Genomic DNA, 25,806 nt, shown 5'->3' on the forward strand with positions numbered 1-25,806 from the left:
AAACTTTCCCGGCGGTCGTGTACTCGAAAACTCAGTAGGTGCCTTCGGCTTCTCGCGTGGCGCGGGAGCCGAAGGGGTTGAGCTTCTTCAGCGTTGACGTGAAGCGGTGGCGGCGCTGTTCATGCACCACCACCTCCTCATCCGTCACCCAGTTCATCTGGATGGCGCGGCGCTGACCCTCGAAAGGCTCATGCCCGTGCCAGGAATTGTCGGAGCGGCGGAAGACGAGCAGCGTGCCGCCATTGGGCGAGACTTCCTCCACCGCGTCATTGAGGTCCGTGCCCGAGCGCAGGATGCGCAGCCGCCCGCCGCCCGCTTCCCACTCTTGATTGAGATAGAGCAGCACCGTGATGATCTTCGATTTGGTGTCGGTGTGGATCTTGCCGTTGTTGCGCGCGCAGAAGCCGCGAATGGTGAACATGGTCGGGCGGTCGGAGAGGTCGAGGCCGAACTTCTCCTCGATCGCCTCGCGGAACTCCGGCCCGTTCATCTCGTCGAGCAGTTGCTGGAAGCTGCCATGAATGTCGAGCTCGCTCGGCGGGATGGAGCCCGTCGAGTCGATATTCGGGAAATCGGAGATCACGCTGTCGAGCGCCTTGCCGGTCACGAAGGCCGGCACCACGAAATAGTCGTAGGGGTCGGTCTTCAGCGGCGTGGCGCGCAATGCTTCGATGTCGATCAGGCTCATGATGGCTCTGCCTTGTCCTTGCCCGGCGGGGCTTCCGTTTCGTGCCGCGATGATGTGGAGCTTATAGCGGCAATCGCAACCGCCCAAATGTCGCGGGAACGAATTGCCGCACCCTGATTAACCTTGCTCCATTAACCCCTGGTTTCTTGCGCCTTTAAACCTGCAATATGGGCCTTGAGGCGCGTAGCGATGGCGGCGGCGATCTCGTCTGTCGCATTTAAGGGATGCGAGGCCCAGCTTTCAAGCGCGCCGCGGAAGGGGCGGGCGCCGCCGCTTTCATACATGGCATCGAGAAAGCGCCGGAATTTTGGCGATCCGCCCTCTAGTTCGATCACATGGACGGGCTTTCCGGTGAAGGCCGCTTCGCCCACCATGTTCACCGAATCGCAGGTCACGATGACGGCATCGGCGAGCCCGAGAAATCCGAAATAGGGGTTTGCGCCCGTCCCGTCCCAGACGATGGCCGGCAGGCCCTTCAGCGCCTCGGCGATGATCTGCGTCTGCCGCTCGCCGGTGCGGCGGGACGGCGTCACCATCAGTCCTGCGCCCTTCCCCGCAATGGCGGCAAGCTCTCGCCCGAGTTTTGCGGTGACCTCCTCGCTCAGTTGATAGACGGCATTTGTGCCGCCGATCAGCACGGCGACGCGCGGATGCGGCAGGTGCGCCACCTGCGGCGCAAAGAGCGCGGCTTCTTCCGCGAGGCGTTTCTGCGTCAGACGGTGCGGCGAAACGGGCGTCGACAGCACATTGGGGCCCGTAAGCCGGTCATGCGCGGGCGCCCAGACGAAATCGAAATTCGCAGGGCTGACGCGCGGGTCCTGCAGGATCACCGTGAAGGTGCGCCCGCCCGATTTCTTCCGGATCATCCGCGCATAGGGGATCGACTGGCGGCCGGAAGCGATCAGCACATCCGGCCAGGGCGGGGCGATGCCTTCTTGCGGCTGCGCCGGGCCGTGAGGCGCCAACCATTTGAAGGGCGGAGTGGGGGCGACGCGCTTCACCTCGGGCGCGAGGCCCAGTGCCTCGGCCACGCCGATCACCTGCGTCTCGAAGCCCGCCATGCCATTGGTCAGCACCCAGCAGGTGAGATTGGCGGGGATTTCGGTCATATTCGTGCGCTATCCGGTAATATTATTGCTGAAACGCGGCGCTCAAGAGAGTAAGTAAAACAGCGGGAACCACAAGTCACCTGCCGAGGGCCCCATGAAGCGGGCAAAGCTCGATCATATCGATCTGCGGATACTTGCCGAGCTGCAGGCGGACGGGCGCATCACCAATGTCGATCTGGCCTCGCGGGTGGGCATTTCCGCGCCGCCATGCCTGCGCCGCGTGCGCGCGCTCGAAACGGCGGGCTTCATCAAGGGCTATCACGCCGATATCGACGGCCGCGCGCTCGGTTTCGAGGTGACGGTGTTCGCGATGGTCGGGCTCCACAGCCAGGCGGAAGCCGATCTCAAGGCCTTCGAGGCGGAAGTGGCCACATGGCCGCTTGTGCGCGAGTGCCACATGCTCAACGGCGAAATCGACTTCATATTGAAGTGCGTCGCGCCGGACCTTTCCACCTTCCAGAGTTTCCTCACCGAGAAGCTCACGCCCGCGCCCAATGTCGCAAGCGTGCGCACCTCGCTCACCATCCGCCGCTCGAAGCACGAGCCCGGCGTGCCGGTGGAGATGCTGGAAGAGGAGTGAGGATGGAAGTTGACGGTTCAACTCAATTATAGATTTGCGAGGAGACAAATTTGAGCGTTGATCCTCACGAATGGGCAAAAGAGGTGTTTCGCGATCACGCGCGTAGAGCGGAAGCGATGGAGGCATCATCCATTGAATCTGCGAATTTGGCCTTGCGAGCGCTGCTTCTGTTGAACGGCGGAGCCAGCGTTGCCTTGTTGGGGTTTCTCGCAAGCATCTTTTCGTCCAATCACAGTTCTGAAAATCAAATAGAGATGCTGATCCCCTTTATCGGTGCGCTCGGCAAATTCGCTTGGGGGGCTGGGCTGGCGGTTCTTTCTGCGGCCCTCGCATATCTTACTAATTCGCTATATGCCCGCTGGCTCATCGGATACGACAGGCAATGGGATTGGCCTTATGTTGTGGAAACAAGCGCTGCGAAGCGAGAATGGCGCTTCGCAATGCTCCTGAACTGGCTGGCCGTTTTCGCAGGTGCCGGCTCGTTGGGTATGTTCATCTGGGGCTGTATTAAAGTAGGGGTCGCATACTAAAAGTCAGGTCACCAGTAAGCAAAAACCGCCGCTTGAAACACGAGCCCGGCGTGCCGGTGGAGATGCTGGAAGAGGAGTGAGGGTTTTTCACTCCAACCAACTACGCGTCATGGCCCGCTTCATGCTGGCCATCCACGTCTTTCTTTCTTGCTGACTCAGCCAAGACGTGGATGGCCCGGACAAGCCGGGCCATGACGTGTTTTTTTATGGTGTGAAGTGAAGTCGGCCCCCTACTTGAACCGAACCTTCAGGATTTCATAGCTCTTGCCGCCGCCAGGCGTCACGACTTCCACGCTGTCGCCGGCCGCCTTGCCGATCAGCGCGCGGGCGATGGGCGAGGTGATGGAGACGCGGCCCTTCTTCACATCGGCTTCCGTCTCGCCGACGATCTGATAGGTCACTTCCTCTTCCGTATCCTCGTCCACGAGATCGACGGTCGCGCCGAATTTCACCGTGTCGCCGGAAAGCTTCGACACGTCGATGATGTCGGCGCGGGAAATCTTGTCCTCGAGTTCCGCCACGCGGCTCTCATTGAGGCCCTGCTGCTCCTTCGCGGCGTGATATTCCGCGTTTTCGCTCAGATCGCCATGCGCACGGGCTTCCGCGATCGCCTTGATGATGCGCGGCCGCTCCACCGATTTCAGGAACCTGACCTCCTCTTCCAGGGCCTTGTAGCCTTCGGAAGTTATTGGAATCTTTTCCATTTCGCTCGACGATCTTTCTTCTCTTCCGGTTGATGAAAATCCCGCCCGGTTCCGTCCGGGGAACCCATGTGGCGGGACAACAAGCCGATTGTGAGTGAGTGAGGCGGCGCGCGTCAAATGGGATTTGAGGCACGCCGCCTTGCATTACCTAAGTATAGGACTGGAGGGAGGCAACTTCCAGTTGGCCCTTGCTCACGGCCTCGATGCCTTCCACGGCGGCGCGGGCGCCGGCGGCGGTCGTATAGTAAGGCACCTTCATCATCAGTGCGGCGCGGCGCAGCGACATCGAATCGGCCAGCGCCTGCGCGCCTTCCGTCGTGTTGAAGACGAGGGCGACCTCGCCATTCTTGATCGCGTCGACGATATGCGGACGGCCTTCCAGAACCTTGTTGATGGTGCCGACTTCGAGGCCCTGCTCCTCCAGATAGCGTTGTGTGCCGCCTGTCGCGATGAGCTTGAAGCCCATGTCGACCAGCTTTTTCGCAGGTGCCACCAGTTTCGCCTTGTCGCTGTCGCGCACCGACACGAAGACCGTGCCGGAAGTCGGCACCTTCGTGCCGCCGCCGAGCTGGCTCTTCGCGAAGGCGACGGCGAAGCTCTTGTCGAGGCCCATCACTTCGCCGGTCGAGCGCATTTCGGGCCCGAGCACCGTGTCGACGCCGGGAAAGCGCGCGAAGGGGAAGACGGCTTCCTTCACCGCGACGCGGCCATGCGCATCGGGCTTCAGGTTGAAGTCGGCGAGTTTCGCACCCGCCATCACCTTCGCCGCGATCTTCGCCACCGGCTCGCCGATCACTTTCGCCACGAAGGGAACGGTGCGCGAGGCGCGCGGGTTCACTTCCAGCACATAGATCGTGCCGTCCTGCACCGCATATTGAACATTCATCAGCCCGCCGACATTGAGCGCCAGCGCCATGTCGCGCGTCTGGCGTTCGATTTCGGCAATCGTTGCGGCCGGCAGCGAATAGGGCGGGAGCGAGCAGGCGCTGTCGCCGGAATGGACCCCCGCTTCCTCGATATGTTCCATGATACCGCAGATCACGACATCCTTGCCGTCGCAAAGCGCGTCCACGTCCACTTCGATCGCATCATGCAGATAGCCGTCGATCAGCACCGGGCTCTTGCCGGAGACGATCACGGCCTCGTTGATGTAGCGTTCGAGATGCGCCGTATCGCGCACGATTTCCATGCCGCGCCCGCCCAGCACGTATGAGGGGCGGATGACGACGGGATAGCCGATCTTTTCTGCAATCGCCTTCGCTTCGGCGGCGGAGCGCGCGATGCCGTTCGGCGGCTGCCTGAGATCGAGCTTTTCGAGCAGCGCCTTGAAGCGGTCGCGGTCTTCGGCAAGGTCGATGGCGTCGGGCGAGGTGCCGAGGATCGGCACATTCGCGCGTTCGAGATCGTTTGCGAGTTTCAGCGGCGTCTGGCCGCCGAACTGAACGATGACGCCCGCCAGCGTTCCCTTCGATCGTTCGACGTCGATCAGCTCCAGCACGTCTTCGGTGGTGAGTGGCTCGAAATAGAGGCGGTCCGATGTGTCGTAGTCGGTCGAGACCGTTTCCGGGTTGCAGTTCACCATGATGCTTTCGATGCCGATTTCATCGAGCGCGAAGGCGGCATGGCAGCAGCAATAGTCGAATTCGATGCCCTGGCCGATGCGGTTCGGCCCGCCGCCAAGAATGATCGCCTTCTTCGCGTCGGACGGCAGGGATTCGCAATCGGCGTGCCCCGCGAAATCCGTCTCATAGGTCGAATACATATAGGGCGTCAGGCTTTCGAACTCGGCGGCGCAAGTGTCGATCCGCTTGTAGACCGGGCGAACGCCCATTTCGCGCCGCGCCTTGCGCACGGCTTCTTCTTCCGAGCCTGCAAGCTCGGCCAGCCGCGCATCGGAAAAGCCCATAGCCTTCAGCGCGCGCATTTCGGCCTTCGTCTGCGGCAACCCGCTTTTCCGCACCGCTTCTTCCGCGTCCACGATTTCCTGAAGCTGTTCGATGAACCATGGATCGTAGGAGCAGGAGGCGCGGATCTGGTCATGCGGCACGCCGAGGCGGAGCGCCTGCGCAATCACCAGCAGGCGGTCGGGCGTCGGGCGGCCGAGCGCAGCGCGGATCGCATTCTTGTCGTCGCCTTCGCCCATTCCGGGCACGGTGACTTCGTTGAGGCCGGTGAGGCCCGTCTCCATCGAGCGGAGCGCCTTCTGCAAGCTCTCTTTAAACGTGCGGCCGATGGCCATGGCCTCGCCGACGGATTTCATCGCCGTGCCGAGCAGCTTTTCGGCGCCCGCGAATTTCTCGAAGGCAAAGCGCGGAATCTTGGTCACGACATAGTCGATGGTCGGCTCGAAGCTTGCGGGCGTGACCTTGGTGATGTCGTTCTGCAATTCGTCCAGCGTGTAGCCGACGGCGAGTTTCGCCGCGACCTTGGCAATCGGGAAGCCCGTCGCCTTGGAGGCAAGCGCGGAGGAGCGCGAGACGCGCGGGTTCATTTCGATGACGACGAGGCGTCCGTCCTTCGGGTTCACGGCGAACTGCACATTCGAGCCGCCGGTCTCCACGCCGATTTCGCGCAGCACGGCGATGCTCGCATTGCGCATCACCTGATATTCCTTGTCGGTGAGCGTCAGCGCCGGGGCAATGGTGATCGAGTCGCCGGTATGGACGCCCATCGGGTCCACATTCTCGATGGAGCAGATGATGATGCAGTTGTCCGCGCGGTCGCGGACCACTTCCATCTCGAATTCCTTCCAGCCGAGCACACTTTCTTCGACCAGCACCTCGTTCACGGGGCTCGCATCGAGGCCGCTTTCGATGATGTCGGCAAATTCCTGGCGGTTATAGGCGATGCCACCGCCTGTGCCGCCCATGGTGAAGGAGGGGCGGATGATGGCGGGAAGCCCCACAAATTCCAGCGCCTCCAGCGCCTCGTCCATATTGTGCGCAACGCGCGAGCGCGGGCTTTCGATGCCGATCCGGTCCATCGCGTCGCGGAAGAGCTGGCGGTCTTCGGCCATCTCGATTGCTTCGCGCTTCGCGCCGATCATCTCGACGCCGAATTTTTCGAGCACACCCATATCAGCGAGTGCGAGCGCGGTGTTGAGCGCGGTCTGACCGCCCATCGTCGGCAAGAGCGCGTCGGGCCGTTCCTTCTCGATGATCTTCGCGACGATGTCCGGCGTGATCGGCTCGATATAGGTCGCGTCCGCCAGCTCCGGGTCCGTCATGATCGTCGCCGGATTGGAGTTCACCAGGATGATGCGATAGCCCTCATCCTTCAGCGCCTTGCAAGCCTGCGTGCCCGAATAATCGAACTCGCAAGCCTGACCGATGATGATCGGCCCCGCGCCGATGATCATGATGCTTTTGATGTCTGTACGTTTGGGCATGACTATCGGTTACCGGCTGAAGAAGTAGAATGAAGGTTCAACTCCCTCTCCCCATCGGGGAGAGGGAAGGGGCCCGCCGAAGGCGGGAAGGGTGAGGGGGGCGGCAGGCTCCGCATACGCCATCACTTCCCCTCCTCGATCAGCTTCACGAAGCGGTCGAAGAGGTAGTGGCTGTCCTGCGGGCCGGGCGAGGCTTCCGGGTGGTACTGCACGGAGAAGACGGGGCGGCCCTTGAGCCTGATGCCGCAATTCGAGCCGTCGAAAAGCGAGACATGCGTCTCTTCCACCGTTTCGGGCAGGCTCTCGTGCGAGACCGCGAAGCCGTGGTTCATCGAGGTGATCTCGACCTTGCCGGTCGTATGGTCCTTCACGGGATGGTTCGCGCCGTGATGGCCCTGATGCATCTTTTCCGTCTTGGCGCCGAGCGCGAGCGCGAGCATCTGGTGGCCGAGGCAGATGCCGAAGACGGGCTTGCCGCTCTCGACGAGCTTGCGGATTTCCGGCACGGCATATTGGCCCGTCGCCGCCGGGTCGCCAGGGCCGTTCGAGAGGAACACGCCATCGGGGTTCAGCGCGAGAATGTCTTCGGCCTTCGTCTCGGCCGGCACCACCGTCACTTCGCAGCCCGCGCTCACAAGGCAGCGAAGGATGTTGCGCTTTATGCCGTAGTCGATGGCGACGACGCGGTGCTTCAGCGCCTTGCCCTCGGTGAAGCCCTTGTCCCATGCCCATGTCGCTTCGCGCCATGAATAGGACTGGCCGCAGGTCACGTCCTTCACGAGGTCCATGCCGACAAGGCCCGGCCAGCCGCGCGCCTTTTCAAGCAGCTTGGGAATATCGAAATTGCCGGCAGGGTCATGCGCGATGAGCCCGTCCACATAGCCCTTTTCGCGGATGCGCCGCGTCAGCGCGCGCGTGTCGATGCCGGAAAGGCCGATGATGCCGCGCGCCTTCAGCCATTGGTCGAGATGCTGCGCGGCGCGGTAGTTCGAGGGGTTCGTGATATCGGCGCGGATCACCATGCCGCGTACGCCGGAGGCGGAGGCGAGGTTCGAGGTTTCGATATCCTCGTCGTTGGTGCCGACATTGCCGATATGGGGGAAGGTGAAGGTGATGATCTGTCCGGCATAGGAGGGGTCTGTCAGGATTTCCTGATAGCCGGTGATCGCCGTGTTGAAGCAGACCTCGCCCACCGCTTCGCCGATGGCGCCGACACCGCGCCCTGAAAGTACCGTGCCATCCTTGAGAACCAGGAGGGCAGTCGGTTTTTCGGTCGCGGTCATGGAGCTTGCTTCTCTTGGTTTGGGCGTCTGGTTCGCGGTGTCGGGCGGCGCTGCGCTCATGCCGACTCCTCCCCGGAACGCTGCGGGCTTTCTGCCTCGCGCCGTTCCGTGGCGGCTTTCGTCGTCACATCCATAGCGGCAACTCCAGGGGAGGAACCGGACCGTAAGGAACCGGCGCGGTGCGGCATGCGCCCGCGCGCGGAAAGACCCGGTTTCCCGTTGAATTTGGCGGACACTAAGGGATAGGCCGGATTCCGTCAAGCAGGCTTGCGATCAAAATAACCCAATAAAATCATATGCTTGGTGCAAGCGCGGCATTGCGTTCCGAGATTGCAAGGGCAAGTGCTTTGGTTTAGCGTGGCGCCGATTCCGGGAGCGCGAGAGTGTGAGCAAGCCGCGCTCCCTTTTCATTGGAGGTGGGCCATGAGCCAAAGCCTGCGCGAAAGCATCAAGCAAGGACTGGTCGAGGCGACGAAATCGCAGGACAAGCGCCGCATGGCGACGCTCCGGCTGATCCAGGCCGCCCTCAAGGACCGCGACATTGCAGGCCGCACCGAAGGCCGCGATGCGGGCGTGAGCGATGCCGAAATCCTCGATGTCCTCTCCAAGATGGTGAAGCAGCGCCGCGAATCGGCCGGCATCTATGAGGAAGCCGGGCGCTTGGAACTGGCCCAGCAGGAAAAGGAAGAAATCGAGATCATCGAGAGCTTCCTGCCGAAGCAGCTGTCCGACGCAGAGACATCCGCCGCCGTCGAAGCCGTCATCAAGGAGACAGGCGCCGCCAGCATCAAGGATATGGGCCGGGTGATGGGCGAACTAAAAACGCGCCATGCCGGCCAGATGGATTTCGGCAAGGCCGGCGCGATCGTGAAAGAGAAGCTGGCGTAAGGCCCGACTCGCTTCGCCAGGGGACGGGTGGCAGAATGTCCGGCCATCACGTCACCGGAGCGGCTTTACCCCCATGTCCTTCCCCAAAGGCTTTCTCGACGAATTGAAGGGGCGCATCCGCGTCTCGGATGTCGTTGGCCGGAAGGTGAAGCTCCGGCGGCAGGGCAGGGAGTTCATCGGCCTCTCGCCTTTCACCAACGAGAAAAGCCCGAGCTTCACGGTGAATGACGACAAGCAGTTCTATCACTGCTTCTCGTCGGGCGAGCATGGCGACGTCATCAGGTTTCTCGAAAAGACCGAGAACCTCTCCTTCATCGAGGCGGTGGAGCGGCTCGCCGCCGAGGCCGGCATGGAGATGCCGGAGCGCGATCCCCATGCCGCCGAGCGCGACAAGGAAGCCGCGACACTTATAGATGTGATGGAGATGGCGGCGGGTTTCTTCCGCCAGAAACTTGCCGAAGGCGTGGGCGCGGAAGCGCGGGCCTATCTCGACCGGCGCGGCCTCAAGGGCAAGACCATCGACGATTTCGGCATCGGCTATGCGCCGGGCGACGACCGGGCGGACCGGGCCTCGCTCCTCAAATTCCTGAAATCGAAGAATGTAACCATCGATCAGATGATCGAGGCGGGGCTTGTCATCGGCGGGCCGGACATCGCCGAGCCTTACGACCGTTTCCGCAACCGCGTGATGTTTCCGATTGCCGATGCGCGCGGCCGCGTCATCGCCTTTGGCGGGCGGGCGCTCGCCAGCGATGCCAAGGCGAAATACCTCAATTCGCCCGAGACGCCGCTCTTTCATAAAGGCCGCCAGCTCTACAATCTTCACCGCGCGCGCAAGCCCGCGCATGACGAAGGCACGGTGATTGCCGTCGAAGGCTATATGGATGTGGTGGGGCTTGCGCAGGGCGGCATCTTCCACGCCGTCGCCCCGCTCGGCACGGCGCTCACCGAAGACCAGATTCAGCTTCTCTGGCGCATGGCGCCCGAGCCCATTCTCTGTTTCGACGGCGACAAGGCGGGGCTTCGCGCCGCTTACCGCGCTGTCGAGCGCGTGCTGCCGATGCTGAAGCCCGGCCATTCGCTCCGCTTCGCGCTGCTGCCGGAGGGGAAAGACCCGGACGATCTCGTGCGCGAGGAAGGCGGCGAGGCGATGCGCGAGATACTGGCGAAAGCGAGGCCGCTCTCCGACATGCTGTGGGAGAAGGAAATCTCGACCGGTTCATGGGACACGCCGGAGCGCCGCGCGAAGCTCGAGGCCGATCTCGAGGCGGCCGTTGCTGCGATCGGCGATCCGAAGGTCCGCTCGCATTACGCCGAGGCGCTGCGCGAGCGGGTGCGCAAGTTCTTCGGCGGTGCGCCGCGGCAGGGCGGGAGCTTCCGTCAGGGCGGTTTCAGGGGCGGCTTCGGCGGCCAGCGGCCGGGCAGGGGCAATTTTCGAGAGCGCGGCGGCTTCGGGCGGGGCGAGGCTTTCATGCCGCCTGTCACGCCGGAACTGCGCCGCTCGGCGCTGGCGAGCGGTGCCGCGGGAGAGGGCGGACGGGAGGGACTATTGCTCCTCACGCTGCTTAACCACCCGGAACTCCTTGAGAATTACGCAGAGGATATCTCGCGAATCGAGATAAGAACCCCGGCGCTTGACAGATTACGCAATGAAATCATAGATATAGCGGCCCTCCATGCGCCTCTTGAAAGGGAGGCGCTGAAGGGCCACTTGCTGAGCAGGAATCTGGTGGATATCGCCCAGCGGCTGGAGGCCGGTTCAGCCTTCGGGAGCGACCGGTTTGCATGGCCCGATGCGGCGCCGGACGAGGCGGAAGCGGGCTTCCTCCACACGCTTGCGAGGCACCGGCGCGTCATCGTGCTGGAAACGGAATTGAAGGCCGCCGAGCGCGCGCTCGCGGAAGAGATGACGGAAGAGAATTTCGCCCGTCTGCAGGCCATTCATGCGCAGCTTGAGCGCGCTGAACCGGCGGACGGGCTTTAGTCTGGGCAGCAGACCAGGCGGTATCGGATTTTAACGGGGATCGGTCAGCAGCGGGATTTCGAGGGCAGAGCGGCTTCGGGCGATTGCGGGAATTTGTTCCGCGAAGGGGACGCCGGAAGCAAAGGCTGAAAGCACATGGAACGATTGGACGCAGGCATTCGGGAGAGCCCCGCATGTCGCTCCGGTCTTTTACCGCTTTCGGCTAAAGGCTCTGGTTCTTGCCGCCCCTATGACCTATCTGGATCGAGAAATGGGGCTTTCCGGCCCGTGGGTTCCCTCGATGGGAGCGGCCGGATGCCCGTCATGTCGGAGAAAGTGTGAATGGCGAGCAAGACGGCGGAACAGGAAGCTCCGGAAGCAGCCCCCGAGGCATCGCAGGACAGCCCGCTCCTCGATATGTCGGATGCGGCGGTCAAGAAGATGATCAAGGCCGCCAAGGCGCGCGGCTTCGTCACCTATGACGAGCTGAACAAGGTTCTGCCCTCCGAGGAGTTCTCGTCCGAGCAGATCGAGGACACGCTGTCGATGCTCTCCGAAATGGGCATCAATGTCGTCGAGAACGACGAAGCCGACGAGCAGGGCGAAGGCGGCGGCGACGCATCCGACGACGAGGAAGAAGAAGAGACGACGGGCAAGGCCGTCGCGACCACGACCACCACAACGACGGCGCTCGACCGCACGGACGATCCCGTGCGCATGTATCTGCGCGAGATGGGCTCGGTCGAGCTTCTGTCGCGCGAGGGCGAAATCGCCATCGCCAAGCGCATCGAGGCCGGCCGCGAAACCATGATTGCCGGGCTCTGCGAAAGCCCGCTCACCTTTCAGGCCATCATCATCTGGCGCGACGAATTGAACGAAGGGAAGATTCTCCTTCGCGACATCATCGACCTCGACGCGACCTATGCCGGTCCCGACGCGAAGAAGATCGACCATTCGGAGGCCGCCCTTGCGGGCGAGGCGCCGCCGCGCATCGAACCGGAAGAAGAAGAGGTCGATGAAGACGGCGAGGACGAAAACAACATGTCGCTCGCCGCGATGGAAGCGGAACTGAAGCCGAAGGTTCTCGAAACCTTCGACAAGATCGCCGGTGACTACAAGAAACTCCGCAAGCTGCAGGACCAGAAGGTCGAACTCGCTCTCAAGGGCGAGGAGATGCCGTCCGCGCAGGACAAGAAATATCAGAAGCTCACCTCCGATCTCATCGACGAGGTGAAGAGCCTTTCGCTCAACAACAACCGTATTGAGTCGCTCGTCGAGCAGCTCTACGCGATCAACAAGCGGCTGATGGGCCTCGAAGGCCGCCTGCTGCGCCTCGCCGAAAGCCACGGCGTGCCGCGCGAGGAATTCCTCAAGCAGTATTTCGGCAACGAGCTCGATCCGAACTGGATTCGCCGCGTCAGCCGCCTCAAGGGCAAGGGCTGGGTGAGCTTCACGAAGGATGAGCGCGACCAGGTGAAGGATCTGCGCAACGATATCCAGACGCTGGCCTCCGAAACCGGCCTCGACATCCAGGAATATCGCCGCATCGTCGCCATGGTGCAGAAGGGCGAGCGCGAGGCGCGCATTGCCAAGAAGGAAATGGTGGAGGCGAACCTCCGCCTCGTCATCTCCATCGCGAAGAAATACACGAACCGCGGGCTGCAGTTCCTCGATCTCATTCAGGAAGGCAATATCGGCCTCATGAAGGCGGTCGACAAGTTCGAATACCGCCGCGGCTACAAGTTCAGCACTTACGCGACTTGGTGGATCCGGCAGGCGATCACGCGATCGATCGCCGACCAGGCGCGCACCATTCGTATTCCTGTGCACATGATCGAGACGATCAACAAGCTCGTTCGCACCTCGCGCCAGATGCTGCACGAGATCGGCCGCGAGCCGACGCCGGAAGAGCTCGCCGAAAAGCTCGGCATGCCGCTCGAAAAGGTGCGCAAGGTTCTGAAGATCGCGAAGGAGCCGATCTCGCTCGAAACGCCGATCGGCGACGAGGAAGATTCGCATCTCGGCGACTTCATCGAGGACAAGAACGCGATCCTGCCCATCGACGCGGCGATCCAGTCGAACCTGCGCGAGACGACCACGCGCGTGCTCGCCTCGCTCACGCCGCGCGAGGAGCGCGTGCTGCGCATGCGCTTCGGCATCGGCATGAACACGGACCATACGCTGGAAGAAGTCGGCCAGCAGTTCTCCGTCACGCGCGAACGCATCCGCCAGATCGAGGCCAAGGCGCTCAGGAAGCTGAAGCACCCGAGCCGCTCACGGAAGCTCCGCTCGTTCCTCGATAACTAGCCTGACTTGTCATTGCCGGGTCCTTCCTGATTTGAAGGAGGCCGGCAATCCAGAAGCCGCTTTGCGGCGTCGGGAAGACTCTCGGGGCCTCGCCCGCCGCACTGGATGCCCGGGTCAAGCCTGGGCATGACGGTTGGTTGATGAAGTTTGGGAGCCCGGATCGGAAAATCCGGGCTTTTGAATTCGAAGAAAAAACTTATCCCCGCCCCCTTGCGCGCCCCCATATTGGATGCACCCGTTCCGCATGAGGGCGTATCCGGAATGACCAGATGCGGGAGCGGGTGTCGCGGTATCGAGGTGCGGGGCGTTTGTCTCCGGCCGTAAAGCGGAAACGGACATGACGCCCGTGGAAGCCGGCATCGCGGCGCGCGGGGCGGAACGAGGCCGCTCCCTCACTACTACCGCACCTCAATGTGCGGCCGAGTTCCATGCGCCCCGCGCACCCTCTACTTTGGGCAAATCTTCGAAGGCGCCTGCCTTGCGGAGCCCGGCGGCGATTCAGGTTTTTTGTCTTGCCGCCGCTTTTTCCGCTTTTGCGGCCTTCTTTTCGGCCTTTGCGTCGGCTGCGTCCCTGGCCAGGCGCTGCGCCTTCAGCTTTTCAGTCTTGGTGGCGCGCAGCTCCGCCTCGCTATCCGCGATGGCGCGGGCGGCGACCGTCGTCTGGTCGGCCTTGCTGGCGCGGATCTGGGCGGGCGTCGTGTGATTGTTGAAAAGCGTTTTGCGGCGTGAAGACATGGGGCCGGCTCCTCGAGAGGGGCACCCGCGCTGTCATTCGCGAGGGCAGACATGAAAAAAGGCCGGAATGACCCGGCCTTGTCCCAATCATTCCGATTGTCCGCCATTACATCCGTGGTCAGCCGCCGAAATGAATTACCGGCCCTTTGCGGGGCCCCGGCTGTGCCGGGCGGCTCGTCCTGCGGCGCTTGGCGCGCTGAAACAAGCCTCGATTGAATGGATATGGGGTGCCCGGCCGGGAATACAAGGGGCCTTGTCAGCAGCAGGCGCCGGAGGTCTCGCCGCCGGTTTCGGCGTAGGGCATGGCCGTGCCGCAGCCGGGGAAGATGCCGAAATGGCGCGAGAAATCGCCGATGAAGGTGAAGTGCGGCGCGAAGCGGCTTTCCTTCAGCATGCGGAATGTATTGCCGCAGACGGGGAAGGCGCGGCCTTTCTCGATCCGGTGGTGCCCGTCGAGCAGGAAGGCGTCTTCGGCATGCGCGATGCCGCCATTATAGATCACCGCCTGACCGTGATCCTCGCAGGCGGGTTCGAGCCCCTCGATGTTGAAAAGCCGGTAGGTGGCGGAGAAGAAGCGCGCGTCGCCCAGTTTCCGGCGGATCGCGGGTTCCACGATGTCCAGCGGCCGGCTCGTCACGAGGCGCGGATCGGCGAAGCCACAGGCTTTGGCGAGGTTCTGGAAATCGTTCCAGTAGAGCGCGCCGCCAAGGCATTCGCCGAGCAGCACAGGGTCGTCGCGGAGCGAGGCGTCGAGCCTGCGGTCGGCATAGACGTCGGCGAAATAGAATTCGCCGCCGGGTTTCAGCAGCGCCCGCGCGCCTTCCAGCACGGCGCGCTTGTCCGGCGAGAGGTTCACCACGCAGTTCGAGACGATGATGTCGAAGCTTGCGGGTTCAAGGCCCAGTTCGCCAAGCTGCTCGATATATCCCTCGCGGAATTCCACATTCGCATGTGTGTGTCCGAAGCGTTCCATGTGCCAGCCGATATGCGCCCGCGCCACGGCAAGCTGTTCCGGCGTCATGTCGACGCCCGTCACATGGCCCTTGGGGCCCACCAGCCTTGCCAGCGCATAGGCATCGCGCCCCGCGCCGCAGCCGAGGTCCAGCACGCGCATCCCTTCGAGCTTGTCGGGGATGACGAGGCCGCAGCCGTAATAGCGCGTCAGCACCTCGTCATGGATGAGCGAGAGCGCTTCCTTCACATGCTCGGGCATGGCGCCGGGGTCGCAACAGGCGTCCGTTTTCAGGTCGGCCGAGCCTTGCAGCGTCTGCCCGTAATATTCCTTCACGCTTTCGATGCTCATGCCACACTCCCTGTTGCCGGGAGAAGCTGCACGGGCGCAGGCTCACAGTCCATTCACAAGTGAGAGAGCGCGGCTCCCCCTCACCCTTCCGCCGTCTGCCGACGTCTCCCTCCTTCTCCCCTTGGGGAGAGGGAGGGGGCCCGCTGCCGCGCAGCGGCAGTGGGAAGGGTGAGGGGGCGCGGTGCCCGCTATCTCGCTTCCGGCACCGGATATTCAAGCTGCACCGCCACGAAATGCGCCGTGCCCGCGCCCAACGTCTCGCCGATCCAGGCGAGCATGTCCTCGCGCAGCGTGGCGGCATTCTCAATCCGCAACGAGCCTTCGCCATCATCGCCCGGCAGGCGGATCACATGAGTGCGCTTCGGCGCCTCGCCCGTGACATCGGGGAGAAGGGTGAGGCCGTGCCGCGCCGTCACTTCATCGCTGTCTCCGAAGAGCCGCGCATTGCTTTTCCAGCTTCGCGCCGCGAAGTCGAGCGGGAAGGCGAGGTCCACCTCGCTCACGCCTTCATGCGCCGCAATCAATATCTCCGCGCGCGGCCAGCCGAAGAGCAGGTTCTTCGCCGCTATCGCCATTTCGCGCATGCCGATATTGAAAGCCTCGCTGTCATGCGCCGCGCTCCATTCGTCCAGCCCGTGATGCGCGGCAATCTCTGCCGCGCGCTCGCGCCCGGCAATGCTCTCCGCCAGCATCAGCGACACGGGCAGCGAGGCGCTGACGCCCGACGACGAGATCGTGTTGCCGTCCTCGACATAGCGGATGTTCCGCAGCCATTCGACATTTGGATAGCGTTTCACACGGGCTTCATGTTCGTAGAAATGGCCGGTCGCGCGGCGGCCGTCGAGGAGCCCCGCTTCAGCGAGTGTGCTCGCGCCCTCGCAGATCGACACCATCAGCGCGCCCTTCGCCGCCTGTTCGCGGAGCCAGCGCGTCACGGCCTCGTCGCCCCGCTCGATCATGGCGGGAATGATGACGATGTCCGCGCCCTTGTCATGCGCCGCGTCGAAGCCCGCGAAATCCATATGCGGGCGAATGCGCCCCGCCGGCCAGAGCGCGACGCGCGCTGCCTCCGGCGCGACGGCCAGCACTTCCGCGCCCGCCTCCGCGAGAATGCCGTAAGGCACCAGGAAGTCCGTCACCTCGGTGCCCGCATTGAGCGCAACGACCGCCACCAGCACGCGCTCTCGGCCGTGGCTTGGCTCGATGCTTGCCGCCCGCGCCGCACCCATGACGAGCGACGCCGCCATCAGGCCGATGAGTAGCGCGATGCAGAAACGAAGGGCAGGGCGGCGGGTATCGTCCGAATAAGGCGCGCGCATGGGAGAGGCTCCGGTGCTGAGGCGGCAATGAGCCTCATGCTCGCGCGAGCGGCGTCAGGCGGAAAGGACAAGGAGGCGGCGTTTTCTGCCAAAGGCGCACATTTTTCGTAGCGGGCGGCAAATCAAAACTCGTCATGGCCCGCTTTATGCGGGCCATCCACGTCTTTCTTCCTTTCTGAGTCAGCCAAGACGTGGATGACCCGGACAAGCCGGGTCATGACGGATTTGGGTTTGGGGCGCAACAGGCGCTACCCCCTTGCCGCCTCGATCAGTACCCGGATGGCCCAGCGTTTCACCTCGCGGGCTTCCTTTTCGTCGAGTTGCAGCACATCCCTGAAGACGATCATGGCTTCCGTGCCGACGATCAGCGCCAGTGCCTTTTGAAGCCGGTCGAGCGAGGCGCGGTTGAACTCCGACTTCGCGGGCGCGAGCGCCGCCTCGATCATCGGGGTGCGGCGGTTCTGGCGGGCGGGGAGCGCGCTGTCGCCTTCGGCCACGCGGCGTTCCATGCTCTTTGCGAGCATGAGGCGGAGCGCGGTTTCGTTTTCGAGGATCATGTCGTGGAAGGCGGCGTCGACGCGCTCCATCCGCGCAACGGGGTCCTTTGTCGGCGCGCCCGCGAAGAGCGCCGTCTCGTCGGGCAAAGCAAGGTCGAGCGGCGCCTCGATCAGCAGCGCCTCGACATTCGGGAAATAGCGATAGGCCGTCGCGCGGGAGACGAGCGCCTCTTCCGCGATCTCCTCGAGGCTCGGGTTCCGCCCTTCCTTCAGCAGCCTTGCCGCCGCCTGCAGCAGGTCCTTCCTTGTGCGCCGCTTCTGATTGGCGCGCGCGTTTGCGCCGCTCATGCGGCTGCGTCTTCCACTTGCGGCAATTGCCGGATCACCGCTGCCAGATCGACCCAGACATTTTCGCGCAAGATATCCCCGCCCTCCGTGAACTCGATAACATGAAGCAGGCGGAATTCGAGCGGGCGTCCGCGCCCCTCGATGCCGAAGGGGCGGCCCGGTGCCGTTCCACGCCAGAGCGATTCATCGACCAGGAAATTGGCCCCGTGATAACGCCGCAGAGACTTCACCTCGCCTTCGGCGAGATCCGCGAAAAGCGTCTCGTAGAAGGGGCGGGCGGCCTCGCGGCCATGGGCAGGGCCTGTCGGCCAGCCGACTACGTCATGCTCCACATCGGGCGTCAGCGTGGAGAGCACGCCCTCCACATCGTCGTTCGCCTCGAAGGCGAAATGTTCGTCGATCTTCCGGTCCATCTCGGCGGCGGTGAGCGGCATGGGCGTTTCCTCAAAAGGGCATTGGCTGAGCGTGCGCCGGATTTAATGAGACAAACGTCGCATGTCAATATCAAAGTCGCATTACCGGGCAAGAAAAAGGGCGGCGTTCATGAAGAACGCCGCCTTGCCCTATCTGCCGGTCCTTGTCGTTCTGGGCCGCGGGGGCCAGTTCCCGGTCGAAGTCCCTTCGGCCGAATGCTGTTCGAGAGGTCAGTTGATGCGGATGACGAGGGTGACATTGGCCGAGACGGTCTGCTCGCCGGCCGCCATCGGCACCGGGGCGCCCTCGGCGCGCACGGCCATCATCATGTCCTTGGCGTAATAGGGCTGGGGCATGGAGGCGCCGCTTTCCGAGATAGAGAGGATCTCGCCGACGGCAACGCCGGCCGCGCCCGCATAGAGCTTCGCCTTGTCGAGCGCGTCCTTCACGGCCGCCTGGCGCGCCTCGTTCATCAAGGGCTTCGGATCGTCGATCGCGAAGCGGACGCCGGAAAGCTGGTTCGAGCCGAGCGAGACGACGCGGTCGAGAATGGCGCCGAGATTGTCGAGGTCGCGGACCTTCACGGTGAGCTGGTTCTGCACCGTGTAGCCGCCGATCTTCGGCGTGTGCGGGCGGTTGTCGTCGGGCCGCACCTGCTCATAGACCGGATAGACGGAGAAGTTCGAGGTCTGCATGTCCTTCTTGTCGATGCCCGCCTTTCCGAGCCCTTCGAAGACCTTTTCCATCGCCGCCGTGTTGGCGGCCAGCGCCTCTCCGGCGGTCTTGCCTTCGCTGACGACGCCCATATCGACATAGGCGATGTCGGGCGCGGCGGTCACTTCGCCTTCGCCGGTGATGGTAATGATGCGCGGCGCCTTTTCCGTCGCATGGGCGGCCGGGGCGAGCGCGAGGCTCGCGGCGACGGCGAGGGCGGAAAGCGAGAGGATGGAAAGCGGGCGGGCAGAGCGGGAGAGCGGCATATTATGCCTCCTTGAAAGAGATGGCCGTCAGATGGGAGCCTTATCGGCCTTGTGCGCTGAACCCGGCCTGAATGAATTGCCGCGAGCATCCGGCGGGATTGGGGCAAAATCGGGGCATATGGGCGGGTGCCTGTGGAATAAGGAAAACCCGTTCCGGGCCATTGCGAACCGGGACCGCAGGTGCATGGTGCCGGAGATCGTCAGTATTCGATCCGATCTCGCATCGGAACCGGAAATTCTTCGCCATTCGGCTTCATCGTCACCATATGAAGCAGACACATGTTTTTTGCTGCCGTGAATATGGGAGCGATTCAGCCGGAGCGCCCCTTGATCAGACTCAGGATCCATCACCAGACAAGCTATCGCTATCGCCAGCCGGTAGATCTCGGGCCGCACCGGATGATGCTCCGCCCGCGGGAAAACCGCGATCTCCAGTTGAATTCGATCGATATCTCCGTCACGCCGCCCGCCACAGTCAAATGGGCGCATGATGTTTTCGGAAACGCAGTGGCGACCGCAAACTTCTCGGCCAGGACGGATCACCTGCTCATCGACAGCATCGCAGAGCTCAAGCTCGATGCGGTTGCCTGGCCTGTCTTCGACATGGCCGCTTCCGCCATTTCGTTTCCCTTCCGCTACTCCGACGACGAATGGGCGGATCTCGGCGCGCTTGCGGTTCAGCAATATCCGGACCCGGACGGCCGCGTGCGGAGCTGGGCGCAGGGGTTCGTACGCAGCAACCCTACCGACACGCTCGCCATGCTCAAGGATCTGTCCGCAGGCGTATCGAGTGCGATTTCCTACCGGAGCCGGGAGGATGAAGGCACTCAATCGCCTGTCGAGACGCTTGATCTGGGTGTCGGTTCCTGCCGCGATTTCGCGGTTCTCTTCGCCGAAGCGGTGCGCAGCCTGGGCTTCGGCGCGCGGCTCGTATCCGGCTATCTCTACAATCCGGCACAGGACATTTTCGGCGACCGGACCGCAGGGTCGACCCATGCCTGGGCCGAGGTCTATCTGCCCGGCGCGGGCTGGATCACATTCGATCCCACCAGCCGAAGCATCGGTGGCGCCAATCTCATCCCGGTCGCCGTCGGGCGGAACATGTCACAGATCATCCCTGTTGCGGGTCATTTTGCCGGTCCGGCAAATGCTTTCCACGAGATGACCGTGAAAGTCACGGTGACGACATGACGGAAGTATCAGCAAATCGAACCATCCGGTTGTTCGTTCCGTCCCAAGGCGCATTGTCCGGCGCGCGAGCGCCGCGGACAAAACCACGAACAAGAGTTGATGGGAAAGGCTGTGCCGGCATTGCCCGGCTTCGATTGGGCAATGCCGGCATGTGTCTGGCTTGGACGAGCTCGTTCAGTTCTTGATTCTCGTTATCTTCGTGCCCTCGATGCTGATGCCTGCCATCAGGCCCTGCTGATTGAAAATGAAGGCGTATGCTGCGTCCTTCATCGTCGATGTCGAGAGGTTCTTGGCGGCGCCTTCATCCATGACGACGACCGTCGGGCCCACGCCGATTTCCCATCCCCTGGAACTGTCGAGATATTCCATGGCTTCGTCCGTCATCAGAAACACGGCATATGAATATGACTGTGCGCCGGCCTGCAGACCCCAGGAGCCTGTAAAGGAATTGAAGTATCCGTCGACCTTCGATCCCTTCTTCAGGACCCCTTCGCCATATGCGCCACCGAAGATCAGACCCGCTTTGACGACATTGGGGAAAACCAGCACGGCTTTCGCCCGTTTGGAAACCTGCAGCGCCACAGGATCATTCTTGTAGAGCAGTTCCAGCGCCTGCGCGGCGTCTCTCTCGAGGTCTTCCGTAGTCGCCGCGTTCGCGCGATTGAACATGGCGGCCGCGACAAGCGCGGTAATGGCAAAAATGCCTACCAGATAAAGGGTTCGACGGTTCATCATTGTGTTGTTCCTGCTGAATGAAGTATCCGAATTCCTGTTGCGACAGGCCGTTTGCATCTCCTGCTTCGCAGGCCGGTGGTTGTTGTTCCGCGTTTGCGGAAGGCCGAAACACCGGTTGGCATGCAAACACAAGACGTGGATGCAAGCCGCCGGGGGCGAGTCAACACGTCCCGTATTCCAGATTCCGACAGCTCGAGCCTAGCTGACGCGGCTGGCCGGCGGCAGGCTCGGATACTACGCATGGCGGCAGGCTCTAGTGGCGCATCAGGACGTTTCAAAATGACACCTTGTAGTGCGGTGGCGAATCCGGCATCGCGGCGATATGGAAAGCGTGATAGGATTCAACGGCGCTTCCCTCTTGGGAGCTGCCGAGGGAGAACAGAATATGCCAGGAAGCCGCTCGCCTCAGGCGAGAGCCGTCCGGCTGAGTCAATTGGAACGCGCCCCGCTCCTTGAAGCCGATCGTCTGGCATCTGACAATTTTCCAGTTGTCGGCATCGGTGCCTCGGCAGGCGGTTTAGAAGCATGCAAGAAACTTGTGGACGCGCTACCGGCCAATATCGGAATGGCATTTATTCTGGTCCAGCACCTGGATCCGAGCCATGAAAGCATGATGGCCGGCCTGCTGGCGGAACACACGACGATGAGTGTCCTGCCGGCCACTGACGGCATGCCGATCGAACGAGATCACTTCTATCTCATTCCGCCTGGAACCTATCTCTCTGTCAGGAAGGGCGTTCTGCACCTTTCGCAACCCGAGGCTCGCCACGGCGCGCGTTTGCCATTCGATTTTCTTCTGCACTCCCTTGCCGAGGATTGCGGCCAGCGCGCTGCTTGCGTGGTTCTTTCGGGCACGGGGGCGGATGGAAGTCTAGGCCTTAGAACCGTGAACCGGAAAGGCGGTCTGGTCATCGCGCAAGATCCCCGCGAGGCCGCTTATGACGGGATGCCGCGCAGCGCGATCGTAACAGGAGCGGTGGATCTTGTGCTTCCCCTGGCCGAAATTCCCGGCGCGCTCATCGAGTATGCGCGGCGGATAGCTCTTTTCCGCCATGAGCCAGACCCTGAGCAGATGGCGGTTCAGGGCAGATTGCCCGAGATCGTCGATCTTCTGCGCGCGAAGACGGCCCACAATTTCACGCTCTACAAGAGCGGCACATTGTGCAGGCGGATCGAGCGGCGGATGGAGCTGGCTGCGGTCAAGCCCGACGACATCGATCGCTATCTCGAAATCCTGCGAAACGATGACGCCGAACTCGACCTCCTTGCAAAGGACTTGCTTATCAACGTCACCAGCTTCTTTCGCGACCTCAAGGTGTTCGAGTTTCTGGCGGATACGGTCATACCCGATCTGGTCATTGGCCGTACATTCGATCGGCCGCTCCGCATCTGGATCGCAGGGTGCAGCACGGGCGAGGAAGTCTATTCGCTCGCCATGCTCTTTCAGGAGCAGATCGAAGTCGCAAGTCACGGAATCAAGCTGCAGATATTCGCCTCCGATGTCGACGAAGACGCCGTGGCGACTGCCCGCGAAGGACTTTACCCCGAGGCGATAGAAGACGATGTATCGCGTGAGCGCCTGGCGCGGTTCTTTACCAAGGAAGGCCAGAGCTACAGAATTCTGCCGGCGTTGCGCGCGGCGGTGGTTTTCGCGGTACAGGATGTGCTGACGGACCCGCCATTTTCGCGCCTCGACATGATCTCCTGCCGCAATCTTCTGATCTATCTCCGTCCCGAAGCGCAGGCGAGAGCCTTGTCGGTTTTCCGGTTTGCATTGAACGAAGGCGGCATTCTCGTGCTTGGAAGTTCGGAGACGATAGGCAATGACGACGGCCGCTTCCAGGTTGTCTCCAAGCAGGCGCGGATCTACCGGCAGGTGGGGCGTGCGAGTCCGGCGGAAATCGGTCAGTCGATCGGCGTCAGCGACAGCGTGAAATATTCCTCCCGGATCGGACCGGCTGTTACATTTTCTCACCACGCGATGCTCGCCGACCTTTGCCGGAAGCTGGTGATGGAGACCTATGCACCGGCGGCCGTACTGATCGACCGCAATCATGACTGCCTCTATTCGATTGGACCGACGGACCGTTATCTGCGTGTCGCGCCCGGGCTACCGACGCATGACCTACTCGCAATGGCGCGTAAGGACCTGCGTGTCAAACTTCGTTCCGCCATTCAGAAGGCGCAACAGGAGAATGCGCGAGTGTCGATTGCAGGCGGCACAACAGGCGAGGGACCGCCGGTATCGTTCAGGATAGAAGCACTGCCTGTGGTCAATGATGGCGAAGAGTTGGTGCTTGTTTGTTTTGTCGACGAGCCCAAATTGGAGCCAAGAGCAAATGCCATCGTCAGGCTCGAGGACATATCGCGCGTTGCAGAACTTGAGCAGGAACTCGAGTCCACGCGAAATGAACTTCAGGGAGCTATCCACGATCTTGAGCTGTCGAGCGAAGAGCAGAAGGCGATCAACGAAGAAGCGCTCTCCGTCAATGAGGAATATCAATCCACGAACGAGGAATTGCTGACATCCAAGGAAGAATTGCAGTCGCTCAACGAGGAGCTCACCGCCCTCAACGCCCAGCTGCAGGAATCTCTCGAGCGCCAGCGCACCACGTCCAACGATCTTCAGAACGTTCTCTATAGCACGGATGTCGCGACGCTGTTTCTCGACACTGCTCTCAACATTCGATTTTTCACACCGGCAGCGAGATCGCTGTTCAGTATTATTCCGGGTGATATAGGTCGGCCGCTTACGGACATTGCGTCATTGACAATGGATGGTGATCTGCCCGCCGATGCGCGCGCGGTGCTCAAGGATTTGATTCCGATCGGGCGCGAGATCGAGGGAAGAAACGGATTCTGGTTCATTCGCCGAATCCTTCCCTACCGCACGGATGACGACAGAGTTGAAGGCGTCGTTATCACCTTCACGGATATCACCGAACAAAAGCGAACGTCGGCGGCTCTGGATGCCGCAAGGCAGGAGGCGGACTTGGCCAATATTGCCAAGTCTCGGTTCCTAGCAGCCGCGAGCCACGACTTGCGGCAACCGCTTCAAACTCTCGCGCTGCTCCAGGGGCTGTTGTCAAAGATGGTCAGCGGCGAAGGCGAAAGGAGGCTGGTCGTCAGGCTGGAAGCGACCCTGGCGTCGATGTCTGGAATGCTGAACGCATTGCTCGATCTGAACCAGATCGAGGCCGGCACGTTTCACGCGGAAATTGCCGACGTGAAGATCGGCGATATTCTTTCGAGGCTGAATGATGAATTCGCTTACACCGCGCAAGCACAGGGCTTGCAATTCCAGGTTGTTCCGTGCGGTCTTTCAGTGCGCAGCGATCCACACTTTCTCGAGCAGATGATCCGCAACATTCTCTCGAACGCATTCAAATACACAGCATATGGAAAAGTCCTGCTTGGCTGCCGGCGCCGAGGGAACGCCCTCAGCATTCAGATTCACGACTCCGGCATGGGCATTCCGCTGGACGAACATGAAGCGATATTCGATGAGTATCATCAGATTGACAATTCGGCACGCGAGCGCAGTCGCGGCCTCGGCCTTGGTCTTTCCATTGTCAGGCAACTGGGAAAGCTTCTCGATCATCCCATCGGCGTCCGCTCGCAACCCGGCCGGGGTGCTTGCTTCTCTATCGACGTTCCGCTCGGTCCGCACCTCGCGGAGGCGACCACTCAGCTCCCAAGGCGCCGCCGGCACGGTAAGCCAGAGAACGACATTCGGCATTCGGGCACGGTTCTGATTGTTGAGGACGATCCGGAGGTGCGCGAATTGCTCGAGCTGTTGATCGGTAATGAAGGTCACCGTGTCATCGCATCAACAGACGGTGTCGCGGCGCTGGACATGGTGACACGCGACGCAATTCGACCTGATGTCGTTCTCGCCGATTATAATCTGCCGAATGGTATGGACGGGCTTGAGTTCGTTACAAAACTGCGGCAAAAACTGCAATCGCCTTTGCCGGTCATCATTCTGACCGGAGACATATCGGCGAGGTTGCTGCGGAACATTGCAGCCAACAATTGCATTCAACTCAACAAGCCGGTCAAGTCGAACGAACTCACGGATGCCATTCAGCGTCTTATCCCGGCCGCCGCCGTGCCAATGCCGGAACCCGAAGCGTCTTCCGCCGCGCTTGACGAAACCTCCGGCAATCCGATCATTTTCATCGTCGATGATGACAGTCAGATACGCCGGGCAATTCGCGACTTGCTCGAAGCGGATGGCTTTGCAGTTGAAGATTATGCTGACAGCGAGTCGTTCCTGAAGTCCTATCGGCCGGGCGGCGAAGCATGCCTTCTGATCGACGCGATGTTGCCCGGAATGGACGGCTTCGGGCTGCTGCAGCATCTGAGCGACAGAGGTCACAGCTTGCCTGCCGTGATGATTACGGGTAATGGCGATGTTTCAATGGCGGTTCGAGCGATGAAGGCTGGCGCCGTTGATTTTATCGAAAAGCCAATCGGTCACGGCGAGCTGCTTACTGGCATTCGACGCGCCCTGGATCAATCTCGCGACTGGACCAAGCTGTCCGCATGGCGGGAAAAGGCGGCGCGGAAGCTGGCGCTTCTCACGGAGCGCCAGCGTCAGATCATGGAACTCGTTCTTGCTGGGCAACCCAGCAAGAATATCGCGGCGGATCTCGGCATCAGTCAACGTACTGTTGAGGGCCATCGCGCCGCGATCATGAAAAAGACCGGATCCAAATCCCTTCCGGCGCTTGCGCGACTTGCGCTTGCTGCAGCTGGTAGCGCTGCCGATCGGCCATCGGGCGCGTGACGCTTGATGCCGGTCAGGCGCGCCAATGAGTATTTTCCGACTCTATGGCGCC

Annotated in this window: 19 protein-coding genes; 7 read left to right on the forward strand and 12 right to left on the reverse strand. The window is 61.9% G+C overall.

The window, feature by feature from the left end:
* Positions 1 to 31 precede the first annotated feature (31 nt).
* A complete protein-coding gene (locus ACK4FH_RS09025) occupies positions 32 to 688 on the reverse strand; it encodes a 2OG-Fe(II) oxygenase (protein WP_409812841.1) in 657 nt (218 codons plus the stop codon).
* Between the two features lie 131 nt (positions 689 to 819).
* Complete coding sequence (locus tag ACK4FH_RS09030; protein WP_409812843.1) at positions 820 to 1,797, reverse strand: mitochondrial fission ELM1 family protein; 978 nt, start codon at positions 1,795 to 1,797, stop codon at positions 820 to 822.
* A gap of 94 nt (positions 1,798 to 1,891) precedes the next feature.
* On the opposite strand from ACK4FH_RS09030, the gene ACK4FH_RS09035 reads away from it, so the two are divergent.
* Together ACK4FH_RS09035 and ACK4FH_RS09040 are read left to right on the forward strand one after the other, a co-directional pair.
* A complete protein-coding gene (locus ACK4FH_RS09035) occupies positions 1,892 to 2,377 on the forward strand; it encodes an Lrp/AsnC family transcriptional regulator (RefSeq protein ID WP_409812845.1) in 486 nt (161 codons plus the stop codon).
* Between the two features lie 50 nt (positions 2,378 to 2,427).
* Complete coding sequence (locus ACK4FH_RS09040) at positions 2,428 to 2,907, forward strand: hypothetical protein (protein WP_409812847.1); 480 nt, start codon at positions 2,428 to 2,430, stop codon at positions 2,905 to 2,907.
* Between the two features lie 230 nt (positions 2,908 to 3,137).
* Here ACK4FH_RS09040 and greA read toward each other — a convergent pair whose 3' ends face one another.
* The 3 genes from greA to carA form a co-directional block, all read right to left on the reverse strand.
* On the reverse strand, positions 3,138 to 3,611 hold the full coding sequence (gene greA, locus ACK4FH_RS09045) for a transcription elongation factor GreA (RefSeq protein WP_409812848.1): 474 nt from the start codon (positions 3,609 to 3,611) through the stop codon (positions 3,138 to 3,140).
* Between the two features lie 148 nt (positions 3,612 to 3,759).
* Entirely contained in the window at positions 3,760 to 6,999 is a 3,240-nt protein-coding gene (gene carB, locus ACK4FH_RS09050; protein ID WP_409812850.1) for a carbamoyl-phosphate synthase large subunit, read from the reverse strand.
* A 122-nt stretch (positions 7,000 to 7,121) separates the two neighbouring features.
* Complete coding sequence (carA, locus tag ACK4FH_RS09055; RefSeq protein ID WP_409815218.1) at positions 7,122 to 8,282, reverse strand: glutamine-hydrolyzing carbamoyl-phosphate synthase small subunit; 1,161 nt, start codon at positions 8,280 to 8,282, stop codon at positions 7,122 to 7,124.
* Positions 8,283 to 8,705: 423 nt separating this feature from the next.
* Between carA and ACK4FH_RS09060 the strand changes: the two genes are divergently transcribed.
* From ACK4FH_RS09060 to rpoD, 3 genes are all read left to right on the forward strand, one after another.
* Positions 8,706 to 9,170: a GatB/YqeY domain-containing protein gene (locus tag ACK4FH_RS09060; protein ID WP_409812852.1), complete on the forward strand. Its 465-nt coding sequence runs from the start codon at positions 8,706 to 8,708 to the stop codon at positions 9,168 to 9,170.
* A 73-nt stretch (positions 9,171 to 9,243) separates the two neighbouring features.
* The gene (dnaG, locus tag ACK4FH_RS09065) at positions 9,244 to 11,154 is read left to right on the forward strand and encodes a DNA primase (RefSeq protein WP_409812854.1); all 1,911 of its coding nucleotides are present in this window, start codon (positions 9,244 to 9,246) and stop codon (positions 11,152 to 11,154) included.
* Between the two features lie 321 nt (positions 11,155 to 11,475).
* Entirely contained in the window at positions 11,476 to 13,440 is a 1,965-nt protein-coding gene (rpoD, locus tag ACK4FH_RS09070; RefSeq protein ID WP_409812856.1) for an RNA polymerase sigma factor RpoD, read from the forward strand.
* Positions 13,441 to 13,938: 498 nt separating this feature from the next.
* On the opposite strand, the gene ACK4FH_RS09075 is transcribed toward rpoD, so the two are convergent.
* The 6 genes from ACK4FH_RS09075 to ACK4FH_RS09100 all read right to left on the reverse strand — a co-directional run bounded on the left by ACK4FH_RS09075 (position 13,939) and on the right by ACK4FH_RS09100 (position 19,036).
* The gene (locus ACK4FH_RS09075; RefSeq protein ID WP_409812858.1) at positions 13,939 to 14,175 is read right to left on the reverse strand and encodes a hypothetical protein; all 237 of its coding nucleotides are present in this window, start codon (positions 14,173 to 14,175) and stop codon (positions 13,939 to 13,941) included.
* Positions 14,176 to 14,431: 256 nt separating this feature from the next.
* Positions 14,432 to 15,478: a methyltransferase domain-containing protein gene (locus ACK4FH_RS09080; protein WP_409812859.1), complete on the reverse strand. Its 1,047-nt coding sequence runs from the start codon at positions 15,476 to 15,478 to the stop codon at positions 14,432 to 14,434.
* A gap of 188 nt (positions 15,479 to 15,666) precedes the next feature.
* The gene (locus ACK4FH_RS09085; protein WP_409812860.1) at positions 15,667 to 16,797 is read right to left on the reverse strand and encodes a DJ-1/PfpI family protein; all 1,131 of its coding nucleotides are present in this window, start codon (positions 16,795 to 16,797) and stop codon (positions 15,667 to 15,669) included.
* A gap of 248 nt (positions 16,798 to 17,045) precedes the next feature.
* A complete protein-coding gene (locus tag ACK4FH_RS09090; protein ID WP_409812861.1) occupies positions 17,046 to 17,642 on the reverse strand; it encodes a TetR/AcrR family transcriptional regulator in 597 nt (198 codons plus the stop codon).
* Positions 17,639 to 18,076 (reverse strand): nuclear transport factor 2 family protein, encoded by a 438-nt coding sequence (locus ACK4FH_RS09095; protein WP_409812863.1) that lies wholly within the window; start codon positions 18,074 to 18,076, stop codon positions 17,639 to 17,641. Before ACK4FH_RS09095 ends, ACK4FH_RS09090 begins: the two co-directional genes overlap by 4 nt.
* A gap of 210 nt (positions 18,077 to 18,286) precedes the next feature.
* Positions 18,287 to 19,036 carry an SIMPL domain-containing protein gene (locus ACK4FH_RS09100; RefSeq protein WP_409812865.1) on the reverse strand — a complete coding sequence of 250 codons (750 nt, stop codon included), beginning with the start codon at positions 19,034 to 19,036 and terminating at the stop codon, positions 18,287 to 18,289.
* A 327-nt stretch (positions 19,037 to 19,363) separates the two neighbouring features.
* On the opposite strand from ACK4FH_RS09100, the gene ACK4FH_RS09105 reads away from it, so the two are divergent.
* Positions 19,364 to 20,227: a transglutaminase domain-containing protein gene (locus ACK4FH_RS09105; protein WP_409812867.1), complete on the forward strand. Its 864-nt coding sequence runs from the start codon at positions 19,364 to 19,366 to the stop codon at positions 20,225 to 20,227.
* Positions 20,228 to 20,401: 174 nt separating this feature from the next.
* On the opposite strand, the gene ACK4FH_RS09110 is transcribed toward ACK4FH_RS09105, so the two are convergent.
* Positions 20,402 to 20,962, reverse strand: a complete 561-nt coding sequence (locus ACK4FH_RS09110; protein ID WP_409812869.1) for a YSC84-related protein — start codon at positions 20,960 to 20,962, stop codon at positions 20,402 to 20,404.
* Between the two features lie 385 nt (positions 20,963 to 21,347).
* Between ACK4FH_RS09110 and ACK4FH_RS09115 the strand changes: the two genes are divergently transcribed.
* Complete coding sequence (locus ACK4FH_RS09115; protein ID WP_409812871.1) at positions 21,348 to 25,754, forward strand: chemotaxis protein CheB; 4,407 nt, start codon at positions 21,348 to 21,350, stop codon at positions 25,752 to 25,754.
* Positions 25,755 to 25,806 lie beyond the last annotated feature (52 nt).

It is taken from the genome of Parvibaculum sp. (genome assembly GCF_046297875.1).
In the GTDB taxonomy this organism is placed as follows: domain Bacteria; phylum Pseudomonadota; class Alphaproteobacteria; order Parvibaculales; family Parvibaculaceae; genus Parvibaculum.

Bases quoted from the DNA above. Each gene is read 5' to 3' on its own strand.
- carA (WP_409815218.1), bottom strand. From the start codon at position 8,282: ATGACCGCGACCGAAAAACCGACTGCCCTCCTGGTTCTCAAGGATGGC.
- ACK4FH_RS09030 (WP_409812843.1), bottom strand. From the start codon at position 1,797: ATGACCGAAATCCCCGCCAATCTCACCTGCTGGGTGCTGACCAATGGC.
- ACK4FH_RS09035 (WP_409812845.1), top strand. From the start codon at position 1,892: ATGAAGCGGGCAAAGCTCGATCATATCGATCTGCGGATACTTGCCGAG.
- dnaG (WP_409812854.1), top strand. From the start codon at position 9,244: ATGTCCTTCCCCAAAGGCTTTCTCGACGAATTGAAGGGGCGCATCCGC.
- ACK4FH_RS09075 (WP_409812858.1), bottom strand. From the start codon at position 14,175: ATGTCTTCACGCCGCAAAACGCTTTTCAACAATCACACGACGCCCGCC.
- ACK4FH_RS09085 (WP_409812860.1), bottom strand. From the start codon at position 16,797: ATGCGCGCGCCTTATTCGGACGATACCCGCCGCCCTGCCCTTCGTTTC.
- greA (WP_409812848.1), bottom strand. From the start codon at position 3,611: ATGGAAAAGATTCCAATAACTTCCGAAGGCTACAAGGCCCTGGAAGAG.
- ACK4FH_RS09115 (WP_409812871.1), top strand. From the start codon at position 21,348: ATGCCAGGAAGCCGCTCGCCTCAGGCGAGAGCCGTCCGGCTGAGTCAA.
- ACK4FH_RS09060 (WP_409812852.1), top strand. From the start codon at position 8,706: ATGAGCCAAAGCCTGCGCGAAAGCATCAAGCAAGGACTGGTCGAGGCG.
- ACK4FH_RS09025 (WP_409812841.1), bottom strand. From the start codon at position 688: ATGAGCCTGATCGACATCGAAGCATTGCGCGCCACGCCGCTGAAGACC.
- ACK4FH_RS09080 (WP_409812859.1), bottom strand. From the start codon at position 15,478: ATGAGCATCGAAAGCGTGAAGGAATATTACGGGCAGACGCTGCAAGGC.
- ACK4FH_RS09100 (WP_409812865.1), bottom strand. From the start codon at position 19,036: ATGCCGCTCTCCCGCTCTGCCCGCCCGCTTTCCATCCTCTCGCTTTCC.
- ACK4FH_RS09090 (WP_409812861.1), bottom strand. From the start codon at position 17,642: ATGAGCGGCGCAAACGCGCGCGCCAATCAGAAGCGGCGCACAAGGAAG.
- ACK4FH_RS09110 (WP_409812869.1), bottom strand. From the start codon at position 20,962: ATGATGAACCGTCGAACCCTTTATCTGGTAGGCATTTTTGCCATTACC.
- carB (WP_409812850.1), bottom strand. From the start codon at position 6,999: ATGCCCAAACGTACAGACATCAAAAGCATCATGATCATCGGCGCGGGG.
- ACK4FH_RS09095 (WP_409812863.1), bottom strand. From the start codon at position 18,076: ATGCCGCTCACCGCCGCCGAGATGGACCGGAAGATCGACGAACATTTC.
- rpoD (WP_409812856.1), top strand. From the start codon at position 11,476: ATGGCGAGCAAGACGGCGGAACAGGAAGCTCCGGAAGCAGCCCCCGAG.